Below are 12,242 nucleotides of genomic sequence, written 5' to 3' on the forward strand. Positions count from 1 at the left end.
GTTTTATTCCCTATGCAGATATCCTTATGCTTAAGCGCTTAATACCTGTGGTGATCCTGGCCCTCGGCATCGTCGGCTTTATGGCTTTGCGTTTGACGCGCCCTGAGCCTGCCCCGGCGGTGGCTCAGGAGCGCAGCTGGCCCGTAGAGGCGTTGTCAGTATCGCTCGTCGAGCATGTCCCGTTGCTGCCGCTATTTGGCGAAGTGATGGCACCCGAGATGATCAATTTAGTGGCGCCTATAGAAGCCCGGGTGGCTGCTCGCCCGGTCAGTGACGGGCAGCGAGTTGATGAAGGTGAATTACTGGTGGCGCTTGACGAGGCTGATCTTTTTCCACCGCTGCGCCAGGCCGAAGCAGAGGTGGCGGATCTTGAGGCCCAGCTGGAGAATCAGCGCATCCGCCATGGCAACGATCGCCAGGTATTAGCCCGAGAGCGTGAAATCCTTGCAAGTGCCAATCGTCAGCTGGAACGTAACCGTACGTTGGTGGCGCGGAACCTTACTTCTCAAGCCGATCTTGACGTGGCACGAGACAATGTTGCGCGCGCCCAATTGAATGTGACCAGCCGTGAAAGTGCGGTCGCCGAGTTTCCCTCGCGTCTGGCAAGTCTGGAAGCGCGTCTGGCACGCACTCAGGTGATGCTGGCGACAGCGCAACGCGACCTGGAACGCGGGCGTGCTCATGCACCCTTCGAGGGTAGAGTCACTCGTGTACAAGTAGCGCCCGGGGATCATGTGGCCGCCCGTGCCCCCTTATTGTCACTTTATCCAATTGACGGCTTGGAAATGCGCGCTCGCATCCCCCAGCGCTTTCGAGCGGAAATTGAAGAGCATCTGACGCAAGGCACACCGTTACTGGCCATAGCCGAGAGGGGCGAGCAGCGCTTTGTCCTTGAACGTTTAGCGGGGGAGAGCGACCCGACTGGCATCGAGGCAATCTTCTCGCTGGAAAGCCAAACTCATGGGCTACGCCCCGGGTCCATGGTGACAGTGCAGCTAGAGCGCCCTGCAGTAGCCAATGCGCTGGCGGTTCCCTATGCCGCTCTGCACGGCCCCAACTTACTCTACCGCATTAATGGTGATAATCGACTTGAGCGCCAGCGCGTTGAGCGCCTGGGAGAAATCCAGAGGGATGAAGGTGAGCGTTGGCTATTGGTGCGTGCTGAAGAATTAAATGAGGGTGACCGAGTGATGGCAACCCATTTGCCCAATGCCATGCAGGGACTGCGTGTCGAGGTGACTGATGGGCTGGTGGGCAAAGGGATAAACCCATGAACAAACGTAGAGGCCTGATTAATTTTTTTGTCCACCATAAGGTGGCGGCCAACCTGGTGATGCTGGTGATGTTGTTAGGCGGCGCCTTAGGCATCGCACGCATGAACATCCAGTTTTTCCCTACCTTCGCCCTTGATGTGGTCACTGTGCGTGTGGTGTGGAGCGGGGCCTCTGCTGAAGACATAGAACAGGGCATTACCAATCCTCTTGAGCAGAAGCTTCGCAGTCTCGATGACTTGAAGCGCATGACATCGACTTCGGCTCAGGGCATCGCCAACATTACCCTCGAATTCGTGGAAGACAGCGACCCGGTGCTGACGCTTGATGAGGTTCGCCAGCAGGTCGACAGCTTCACTAATTTACCCGCCACTGCTGAAGCGCCGGAGGTTTCGCGCCAGGCGCGCTATGAACCGGTGGCGCGGTTAATAGTACACGGTGATCTGGCGCCCCATGAGCTGCGCCAGTTAACGCAGCGTTTTGAAGACGAGCTGTTGATGAAGGGTATCGACCGAGTAGAAATTACCGGTCTCCCTGCACAGCAGATCAGTATTGAAGTACCGTCCGAGCGATTGCAGGAACTGGGGCTCTCACTGGAAGAAATTGCCGCTCGGGTTCAGGGGATGTCACGCGATTTACCGGCAGGGTTGCTGGGCCAGCAGGACAGCACGAGAGAGTTGCGCTCACTCGAGCAACACCGTGACGCCCTAGCCTTCGAGGACATGACGGTTCTCAGTAGTGACCGGGTGCAGCTACGTCTGGGTGATATTGCCAGGATTCACCAGGAGCCGCGCGAGAGGCAGGTCGAACTCGCCTATCGCGGTCAGCCGGCGGCCGAGCTGATTTTGCAGCGCGCCGAGACAGGTGACTCACTGGAAGCGGCTCGAACGTTGGACGCTTGGCTGGAAGAAGTGCGTCCAATCCTGCCATCTAACGTTGGGCTTGAGGTTTACGATGAGTCCTGGCAATTAATCGATGAGCGCATCTCGTTGCTATTGGGCAACGGCGCGACCGGCCTGCTGTTGGTGATTATCCTTCTGTATTTCTTTCTTCCAGCGCGCGTGGCGCTGTGGGTAGCCATCGGCATTCCCACGGCCTTTCTCGCATCCTTGGGCGTCTTCTGGGGCATTGGCGGCTCGATCAATATGCTGTCGTTGTTTGCCTTGATCATGGCGCTAGGCGTGATCGTCGACGATGCCATTGTTGTCGGGGAAGACGCTGACGCTCATCACCGTATGGGCGAGGAGTCTCAGTATGCCTCGGCTGGCGCGGCGCGGCGCATGTTATGGCCAGTGGTGGCATCATCACTCACCACGGTCGCCGCCTTTATGCCGCTGTTGATGGTGGGTGGGGTGATCGGCAATATCCTGGGAGATATTCCGGTCATCATGATCTGTGTCCTGATCGCATCGCTGCTGGAGTGCTTTGTCGTGCTGCCCGCGCACCTGCGCAACGCCTTTGCGCCAAGAGAAAAAAATAAGCGACCTGTCCGTGGCATCGCGCGGCTACGTGAAGGTTTCGAAACGCGCTTTGATGACTTCCGCGAAGGGCCGTTCCGGCGTTTCTCGGCGCTGACACTGCGCTACCGTGGCGCCACTCTTGCCAGTGCCTTGGCGATCACGCTGGTCACTGCCGGGCTTCTGGCCGGTGGTCGGCTGGGCTTCAACTTTTTCCCATCGCCTGAGTCTAGCGTGATGTATGCCAATGCCAGTTTCGTCGCGGGTACCGACCGTACGCGTGTGGCTGATTTTGTCGATCATCTGCAATCGACGCTGGAAGAGACGGATCAGGCCATGGGCGGAGGGCTAGTGCGGGTCGCAGTATCCCGTTATGGCGCTACCCAGGAAGGTGGCTCGCCTGGGCGCACGGGTGATGAGGCCGGATCGTTGATGGTGGAGCTGATTTCCCCAGATGCTCGCGACGTGCGCAATGCCGCCTTTATTCGCGCCTGGCGCGAGCGTATACAACCGCCGGCGGGTCTCGATAGCCTCAATATTAACGAGCGTGCCGCTGGCCCACCGGGACGTGATGTCAACGTGCGACTGACGGGGGACGACGCTGAAGCACTGCGCCGTGCCGCCGATACCCTGGGGCAAGCAATGGCAGGCTTGCCAGGGGTGATCAGTACGCAAGACGACATGCCGTGGGGGCGCGAGCAGCTGATCTACCGGGTTAATGCGTTTGGCCAGGTGTTGGGCCTGACCACCGATGCGCTGGGGAGTCAGTTGCGTACCGCCTTCGATGGCCAAGTGGTACAAATCCATCAGTCCGGTGCCGACGAAATAGAGGTAAGAGTGCAGCTGCCTCGGGCGCAGCGCGAGCGTTTGGCAACCCTCTCACGTCTGGCAATAACCTTGCCGGATGGCCGTCAGGTGCCGCTTTCCCAAGTGATGGACTTGGAACATCGTCAAGGCTTTGAAACCTTGCGTCATGCTGACGGTCAGCTGGCCGTGGAAGTCACTGCCGAGATCAATAGCCAGGCCACCTCGGCAGAGCAGGTGCTGGAAAGTCTTTCAGCAGAGCTATTGCCAAACTTGGAGCGTGAGCATTTCCTGAATTATAGCTTTGAGGGACGAGCGGCTGACCAACGAGAAACGTTGGCGGACATGCGTACCGGCTTAGTGATTGGTCTGGGGTTGATGTATGGTGTTCTGACGTGGGTGTTCGCGTCCTGGAGTCTGCCATTGATCGTCATGGCTATCATTCCTTTCTCACTTGTCGGGGCGCTGTTGGGGCATTGGGCGCTGGGTATCGATCTCACTATCTTGTCGCTGTTCGGCCTATTTGGGTTGTCGGGTATTGTGGTAAATAACGCCATCATATTGGTTAGCTTTTATCGGCAGCAACGCAAGCAGGGGCTGGCGATTGATGCCGCACTCAATGAAGCGGTAGTGCAGCGAGTACGGGCAGTGCTGTTAACCTCACTGACAACGATTGGCGGACTCTTGCCCTTGTTATTTGAAACGTCCCTGCAGGCTCAGTTTCTGATTCCCATGGCGACCTCTATCGCCTTCGGCCTGGGTGGTTCTACGCTGCTGGTGCTACTGGTGACACCCGTTCTGCTTTCATGGCTAGAGCATGGCCGCGAATGGTTGGCCCTAAAGCCGGTGCGGGCCGCCTGAGCTTGATCCGGCGGAGCCTGCACAAAAAAGCCACCCCGGAATCACCGGGGTGGCGCCAAGAACGCGAATGCGAGCTTTTTGCTTACTTGGGCAGTTTGGTTTTGCGCAGGTACGGGAAGATTGTCTCGTAGTCGCCGAACTTCGCCGTGGCGTCTTCATTGGAGACAGTCGGCGGAATAATCACGTCCTGTCCTACCGTCCAGTCTGCCGGGGTGGCGATGCCGTGCTGGGTGGTGGTCTGCAGGGCATCCAGGGCACGCAGCACCTCGGCAAAGTTACGGCCAACGCTCATCGGGTAGGTCATCGAGAGCTTGAGCTGCTTGTCCGGACCGATGATGAACACCGAGCGTACCGTGGCGCTGTGAGCCGGTGTACGGCCATCGGGCAGATAGGCTTCTGCCGGCAGCATATTGAAGAGCTTGGAAACCTTGAGGTCTTCATCGGCAATGATCGGGAAGTGGACATCGTTCTTGCAGTAGCTTTCGATGTCATCGATCCAGCGCTTGTGCTCTTCGACACCATCAACGGACACGCCAATCACCTTGGTGCCGCGCTTCTTCCATTCGGCATCCAGTGTCGCGACCGCGGCAAACTCCGTGGTGCAGACCGGGGTGAAGTCCTTGGGGTGTGAGAACAGGATTGCCCAGCTATCGCCAATCCAGTCATGAAAGCGAATCTTGCCTTGGCTGGTATCGGCTTCAAAATCCGGAACAACTTCGTTGATTCGTAGTGACATCATCGACTCCCTCTAAGTGGGTTGAAACCACCTGTATAACACGGGCGCAGCAAGGATTGAACAACACCTGGGCGAAGAAAGCCATGATAGGCAGGGGAGACCCCCACCTACGTGTTTGGCTGGCAACACTTCTTGGCCACATCATGGGATAGGCGTATGTGATCGTCCAACAGCGACCGTCCCGCAGCTATGTCACGAGATAACGCCAATTCCATCAGCTCACCATGCTGGACATTCAGCACCTGACGTACTTCAGGGTTAGGCGGAGCCAGGCGGCGATAGCGATCAAACTGGTCATGCAATTGCTCAACAAAACGCAGCAACCAAGTAGAGCCGCAGGGCGCGAGTAACGCACGATGAAAGCGTAAATGCGCGAATTCCCACTCTTCGACCTGCTGTGGCTGTTCATCGGCGCGCTTGAGCCGATGATGTGCCGCGAGTAGTAGCGATTCCCATTCTGCATCGCCTTTCTGGAATGCCTGAGTCAACGCCATACACTCCAGCTTGGAGCGCAGGTTGGCGATGTCATCCAGCTCTTCCAGATGTATCTCCGGTACCCTGAAGCCGCGCTGGTTTAACTGCTCCAGCAAACCATACGCTGCCAGTCGGTTAAGTGCTTCACGCAACGGGCTCAAACCCACTTGGTAATGGGTTTTCAAGGTGCTAATAGCTAGTTTTTCTCCCGCAGCGAAACGTCCACGAATAAGATCCTTCTTTAAAGCTTCGAAGGCTTGTGTGGAGGCAGTTGCATTCTCTGATTCCGATATCGACATAGTGCGCTACTCACTGATCATAAATGCTTGATGGTCTAGCTAGGTTGACGCTACCCAGATCAAGAGTCATAGTGATAAAAATCGTTTTTTAATATTAAAACGATTTATATCACAACAATCGATCGGATGTCGTATGCTTACGCCCTTCTCTCAGAATAACCCTTATCCCTCCCGCCGTAGTGCCACCTATGCCAAGCGGGGGATGGTCGCTACTTCTCAACCTCTCGCCAGTCAGATCGGACGCGACATGCTTGCTCAGGGCGGAAACGCTGTTGATGCAGCCATAGCCGTCGCCGCCGCCCTGACAGTAGTTGAGCCCACCGGGTGTGGTATCGGTGGGGATGCTTTCGCCTTGGTCTGGATCGCCGCAGAAAATGACGGGAAAGGTAAGCTTCACGGTCTCAATGCCAGCGGTACCGCTCCGGAAAATTTGACGCCCGAAGCCGTCAAGCAGGCCGGGTACGACAACATGCCCCTCTACGGCTGGACCCCAGTTACCGTGCCCGGCACACCCGCTGCTTGGGCGGAACTCTCTAGAAAATTCGGCAAGCTCGATTTTGCTACTCTACTCACACCCGCCATCCGTCTGGCCCATGAGGGCTTCCCAGTTTCACCAGTCATAAGTACTTTGTGGCAGCGAGCAGAGGTGACGTTCCGCCAACATGACCAAGCTTCGATGCAAGCCTGGTTCGATACCTTCACGCCTGAAGGTCACGCACCGCGCCCTGGAGAAATGTTTCGCTGCGAAGCCCAAGCACGTACGCTCAAAGCGCTGGCCGAGACACAATGCGAAAGCTTCTATCGTGGAGACTTAGCCGAGCAGATTGATGCTTTCTCGCAACGCACCGGTGGTTATCTACGCCGCAGTGATCTCGCCGCTTATCAGGCCGAGTGGGTCGAGCCTATTTCTGTTAACTATCGAGGCTATGACGTCTGGGAGATTCCCCCTAACGGACAAGGATTGGTCGCCCTGATGGCGCTTCGCATCCTTGAGTGCTTGGAGATTGATAGCCGGGACAATCCGCATACGCTGCATCAGCAACTCGAAGCCATGAAGCTTGCCTTCATCGATGGTCAGACCCATATCACCCAGCCTGAGTTCATGAGCCATCCGGTTGAAGCCCTGCTTAGCGATGATTATACGCGTACACGTCGCGCTCTGATCGGTGAGCAGGCGCTGGACCCGACTCCTGGCAAACCTACGGGAGGGGGGACCGTCTACTTTTCCACCGCTGATGAAGAGGGGAACATGGTTTCCTTCATTCAGAGCAATTACCACGGGTTTGGCTCTGGCGTGGTAATACCCGAAACCGGTATCGCGATGCAGAACCGCGGTCATAATTTCAGTCTCGACCCGGCGCACGACAACGTGCTCGCCCCTGGTAAGAAAACGTTTCACACCATCATCCCCGGCTTCTTGACCCGCGACGGCATCGGCCTCGGGCCATTCGGTGTCATGGGCGGCTTCATGCAGCCTCAAGGCCATGTGCAGATGATCATGAACTTGGTCGACTTTGGCCTCAACCCTCAGGCTGCTCTGGACGCTCCACGCTGGCAGTGGATGGGAGGTCGCCGCATCGGTATGGAACATAATTTTCCCATACACCTTGTTCGGGAGATGGCGGCTCGTGGCCATGACATTCAATTGGCCCACGACAGTACCGGCTTTGGCCGCGGCCAGATCATTATCCGCGATCCTGATACCGGCATTTATTGCGGCGGTACCGAGCCAAGAACTGACTCCAGCATCGCGGTGCTGTGACCATGCTCAAAACTCAAGGACAGCTTTTTCTCGCCTTCCTGCGCATTGGCCTGCTTGGCTTCGGCGGCGGGCCATCGATGATTCCGCTGGTCTATCAGGAGGTGGTTAAGCGTTACGCCTGGATGAGTGACGAGGAGTTCGCCGATGTTCTGGCCATCGGCAACACCTTGCCGGGCCCGATTGCCACCAAGATGGCCGGTACCATCGGTTACCGGGTGGGGGGGACGATGGGTTGCCTAAACGCCGTTCTTGCCGTGATCGGCCCGGTGATCTTAGCAATGATCGCTCTACTCGGCCTGTTCAGTCGTTATAGCGACCAGCGCTGGATGCAGGGCATGAGCCAAGGTGTAGTGCCGGTGGTGATGGTGATGATGGCTCAACTCACCTGGGACTTTTTCAAGAAAGCCAAGGGCAATCTGGGTTGGATCATCACCCTGTTAATGGGTGCCGTGGCTGGCGTGCTCATCTACTGGCTGGATATTCATCCGGGCATTGTGATCGGGGCGATTCTCATCGCGGCTCTGCTGCGTCCCGAGCATCAGCACAGAAAGGAGATCACTACTAAATGATCTATTGGCATGTCTTTCTGGCCTTCTTCATTCCTAATATCGTTGGCTACGGTGGCGGTCCGGCGATTATTCCGCTCATCGAGAACGAGGTGGTGGGTCGCTACGGCTGGATGACTTCGCAAGCCTTTGCCGAAACCTTGGCTCTAGGCAATGCCCTGCCTAGCCCGATTGCCACCAAGATGGCTGGCTATATCGGTTTTGAAGTGGCGGGTATCTCCGGCGCGCTGATTGCCACCTTTGCCACGGTAGCTCCGTCACTACTGATCATGTTGCTGGCCTTGGGTACGCTTTACCGCTATCGCGATTCGATCAAGGTTAAGTCGATGAGCCAGTGGGTGAGGCCAGTAGTCATGGTCTTGATGGGATATCTCACTTGGTCCTTTCTGGCCGAGAGCATTGAGGGTATGGGTGTTCTACATACCGCAATCATCGGGAGTATCGCCGCCGTACTTCTATTGAAGACTCGCATCCACCCAGCTTTCGTCGTCTGTTTCGGACTCGGTTACGGCGCTTTACTGCTTGGATAGGAGGACGTATCTATGCCTGGCGGTTCGACTTTCATGGCCAATGCCAGTCGGCAATGCAAAATCACGCCGCTGAGCGAGACCCTCATCAGATTTTGCGCGGGATACCCGGTACTTTTAGTGCCGGGAGGGATAGCGCGTCGTGCGCAGCACGACTCGGGGTTCCCCATCCGCGCCTCCTTTAGGCTTGAATCGTGGGTAACGGGTGGTAGCCGTAGCCATCACCACGTTGCAGCAGGGTGCAGTAGCGCCAGGAAATCCCCTGGATCGCACCCTGTTCGGTTTGAATATTGAAACTGCCGGTCTTGCGGATTGCCACGCGACCCGTGTGCGTGCCGGCCTTCTTACCGGTCGGGACAATCGCCCTGACCCTATCGCCGGTCTGAAAGCCCTGTACCTGCTTCTGGCGCATCAGGTAGCCACGCGGAAAACCGTACTTATCGAGCTGGGTGCGCTGATAGCTGCCACGCCCCATGGCCTTGATGACCAGCGTCGGTACTTGCCAACTCTTTAGGAACTCGACGTTTCCAACACAGGCCGCATCCAGGGCGTGGGTCTTGGGAATACCCAGGCGCTGGCGGTTGAACTTGGTGCGACCGCCGCTGCCCACGGCGACCGGCAGGCCGGTGGTTTTCATGGGACCAAACAGCGCCCAACGGGTGGCATTGACGGCAGTGGCATCCCGAAGCGGTAACTTGAGCTGGCGCTCTACGCGCTCAAGGCGAACGGCTGCCGACAAGCCGTTGGCCTTCAACCGTTTCTTGAGTCCCTTGTCGGTAGCGAAAAAGTCGGTAAGCCACTGGCTGTCCTTGGCGGTGTTGCAGTCGTGACAGGCGATGGTCAGGTTGCTCACCCGATCCGAGCCGTCCCGAGATCGGGGCACCACATGCTCAATCTCCAGCGGTGTATCACCGGTGCCGCAGTAGGCGCACGCCCGGCCCCATTTTTCGAGCAGGTATTCGCGCACCTCATAGCCAAGCAAGGTGCCTTGCTGATACTCGACCCCGGAAATCTCGGGGTTTTCCATCTTCTGTAGATTGAAGCGCACCAGCTCCATGCTCAGGTGCGTGACCGGTGCCCAACGGCACAGCTTGTCCACCCAAGCCATGGTGGTATCGACCCGGTGTTGCAAGCTGGGCGGCAGCCAGCCCTTCTTGCGCGTCCGGTTGTCGAAGCGTGGCTTGCGATGGCGCAGGTTCTTGCTGCGACGCCGCCGGCGAAAACCGGCCCGTTGCGCCAGTGCCTGACGAATCTGGAAACCTCGATGCACCAATTGAAACAGGCAAAGCACATGACGTATCGCCGGTGTCTGCTCATCCGTCGCGTTGTCTTCCAGGCGCATCAGCGCCAGGCCGGTTTCCTTGCTGCCCGGATCAGCGGCCAGCAGGGTTGGCTGCAAGGTGCCGTCACTCAGGCAGCGATCCCGCAACCGGATCACAAAAGGGGTCAGGTTCACCACCACCGCCCGACCGCGCTCCAATAGCAGGCGTGCGCGTTTTTCACTGCACGGCATCAATGGCTGCTTGTTCTTTCCCAATACGAAAACCGCCATGCGATCTCCTTCTAAAATAGAACCCTTACGGGCCTGGTGACGCAGGTCTTTCAACCTGTCTCCCCTCGGGAATGTCTGCAACCGGCTCCTGCGTTGCCGCAGCGATCAGAACCTTCGGCGCTTTACCTTTCACCAGCATGATCCTGATCTTCCAGAGCGCCGAACTGAGTGAAGCATTCGGCGGTGGGTCTTAACGACCTATTGCAAACGTAGCGGGTTGATTACCGCTTTCCCTGGTCAACCGGGCTTGTTTTCACAAGCCTCGTCCTTCAGAGGTTGTCGCAAATCTCCTAACGACTCATAACTAAACCGATGCTCAGCGACGTCGAAGGCTGGACGACATCATCACTCACACCCTGGCAGCCGCGATCATTTCCTTTGTTGCTAGGTAAGATAATCCCAGGCATCTCCACAACCGATCCCAGAGACGATGATAAAGGCTCAGCGCTACAGCGCGAGCCAGGTTGTAAGCCAGGGCATGCAAAGCAAACTCGCGTTTGACACCCGCCAGCCCACGGCGCCGGAAGCGAGACAGTCCCTGTTGCTGACGTAGCGCTGAAAAAACTGGCTCGACCATGGCCTTTCGCTGCCGGAATACCGCCTGGGCACCCGGGTGGGTCATGATCTGTTGCAGTGCCAGGCGTGCCTCGTCCTCCGGGTAACGTCTGATTCGGCGCCCCCGGACTGAACGGGTACAAGCGATCCGTTGCGGACAGTCCGCGCAGGTGACACAGGCATAAACCGACTGCTCACGCGAGCGTGCCGAGGCTCGCGTATGACTGATGAGCTGAAGCCGCTGCCCCGCTGGACAGTAGTAAACATCCTGTTCGGCATCGTAAGTGAACAGGTTTTTATGATACAGGCCCTTCGCTTTGTCAGTGGTACTGGGCCTGGGCGGGCAAAGCAGGCTGACATCACGAGCCAGTGTCGCGTTAATAACGCCATCATCAAAATAGCCGGCATCCAGCAGAAGCTCGCGTGGGGTCTTGGGTTCCACGCGCTCGCTCTGATCGATCAGCTCACCGACCACGCGCGTCTCGCTCGTGGGATCAACGGCGTGTGCCACGATGATCCGTGCCTCATTGGCCAGGACGGAGGGCGTATAAGCCGGCGCAAAGCCGCGTCCACGCTTCTGTCGCTGCATGGCGGCCTCTGGCTCCGTCAGGCTGACACGAACCGTATCGGTACGCTTGCCATGGCGCCGTCGTGCCGCGATCCTCGCATCAAGAACCTGTTCACAGGCGTGCGCTCTATCCAGCTGCTGCCGGGTCTCGTCCTGTTGCTCTAGAGGGGTCTGTTGATGGCGTGTCAGGGCGTCACTGACCCGGGTGCGTACCGCCTCCTCCCTGAGCAGACGATAGTGAGAGCAGGCAGCTTCGATCACAGTCCCGTCACCCGCCAGGCATGCGGTGGATGTCGCCGTCCTGGCCAGAACGGTACGTGTCAGCGCTTCGAAAAACTCCTGCGCCAAGGCCTGTTCATGCAGGCAGATAAAACGCCCGATATTGGCATGATCGGGAGCGATGCCTCCGGTCACCCACATGCATCCCAAGTCGACACGTGCCAGCCGTTCCAGCGCCCGCAGTGATGAGACCCCGTGCATTATCCCATAGAGAATCAGCCCCATCATCGCGCGTGGCGCATAGGGTGCACGTCCTGTGGCGGCATAGCGATCCTCGAAGGGTGTCCAGTCTTGGGCATCCAATAGGTCGGCCACCACAAAAGGAGCGCGAATTCCGGCCTGCCTCAGATGCTCTTCAAGCGGTGTCATGCCCAGGAAGATCGCCGTGGCATCACCGTGCAGAAAGCGTCGTCCCGACGAGGTTGCCGTGACGCGAGAGGATGGGGTGGACGAAGCAGGCGACACCTGAAAAAGCGAAAACTGCCTGTCATCAGGCGTGGGCATACATGCGGTCGTCACGGTAAGCTCTCA

At 57.7% G+C, this 12,242-nt stretch carries 9 protein-coding genes; 5 read left to right on the top strand and 4 right to left on the bottom strand.

The genetic code is table 11. The features are described from left to right. Positions 1–26: 26 nt before the first annotated feature. On the top strand, positions 27–1,274 hold the full coding sequence (locus tag LG290_RS07560; protein WP_499836866.1) for an efflux RND transporter periplasmic adaptor subunit: 1,248 nt from the start codon (positions 27–29) through the stop codon (positions 1,272–1,274). Further along, complete coding sequence (locus LG290_RS07565) at positions 1,271–4,393, top strand: efflux RND transporter permease subunit (RefSeq protein WP_499836867.1); 3,123 nt, start codon at positions 1,271–1,273, stop codon at positions 4,391–4,393. The genes LG290_RS07560 and LG290_RS07565 overlap by 4 nt, the downstream gene beginning before the upstream one ends. Before the next feature lie 82 nt (positions 4,394–4,475). Here the strand turns inward: LG290_RS07565 and LG290_RS07570 are convergent, their stop codons facing one another. Both LG290_RS07570 and LG290_RS07575 read right to left on the bottom strand, forming a co-directional pair. Further along, complete coding sequence (locus LG290_RS07570) at positions 4,476–5,129, bottom strand: peroxiredoxin (protein WP_160418883.1); 654 nt, start codon at positions 5,127–5,129, stop codon at positions 4,476–4,478. Positions 5,130–5,236: 107 nt separating this feature from the next. Then, entirely contained in the window at positions 5,237–5,902 is a 666-nt protein-coding gene (locus tag LG290_RS07575) for a GntR family transcriptional regulator (RefSeq protein ID WP_160418884.1), read from the bottom strand. Between the two features lie 133 nt (positions 5,903–6,035). Here LG290_RS07575 and LG290_RS07580 point away from each other — a divergent pair, with 133 nt between their 5' ends. The 3 genes from LG290_RS07580 to LG290_RS07590 are packed head-to-tail and all read left to right on the top strand — an operon-like array spanning position 6,036 to position 8,760. Next, positions 6,036–7,664, top strand: a complete 1,629-nt coding sequence (locus LG290_RS07580) for a gamma-glutamyltransferase family protein (protein WP_499836868.1) — start codon at positions 6,036–6,038, stop codon at positions 7,662–7,664. 2 nt (positions 7,665–7,666) lie between these two features. Then, positions 7,667–8,233 carry a chromate transporter gene (locus LG290_RS07585; protein WP_160418886.1) on the top strand — a complete coding sequence of 189 codons (567 nt, stop codon included), beginning with the start codon at positions 7,667–7,669 and terminating at the stop codon, positions 8,231–8,233. After that, complete coding sequence (locus LG290_RS07590; protein ID WP_160418887.1) at positions 8,230–8,760, top strand: chromate transporter; 531 nt, start codon at positions 8,230–8,232, stop codon at positions 8,758–8,760. Before LG290_RS07585 ends, LG290_RS07590 begins: the two co-directional genes overlap by 4 nt. 178 nt (positions 8,761–8,938) lie before the next feature. Here LG290_RS07590 and iscB read toward each other — a convergent pair whose 3' ends face one another. Both iscB and LG290_RS07600 read right to left on the bottom strand, forming a co-directional pair. Next, positions 8,939–10,309 carry an RNA-guided endonuclease IscB gene (iscB, locus tag LG290_RS07595; RefSeq protein ID WP_499836869.1) on the bottom strand — a complete coding sequence of 457 codons (1,371 nt, stop codon included), beginning with the start codon at positions 10,307–10,309 and terminating at the stop codon, positions 8,939–8,941. A 349-nt stretch (positions 10,310–10,658) separates the two neighbouring features. Beyond that, positions 10,659–12,215 carry an IS1182 family transposase gene (locus LG290_RS07600; protein ID WP_499834726.1) on the bottom strand — a complete coding sequence of 519 codons (1,557 nt, stop codon included), beginning with the start codon at positions 12,213–12,215 and terminating at the stop codon, positions 10,659–10,661. Positions 12,216–12,242: the final 27 nt, after the last annotated feature.

The organism is Halomonas sediminis, assembly GCF_044871105.1.
In the GTDB taxonomy this organism is placed as follows: domain Bacteria; phylum Pseudomonadota; class Gammaproteobacteria; order Pseudomonadales; family Halomonadaceae; genus Vreelandella; species Vreelandella zhuhanensis.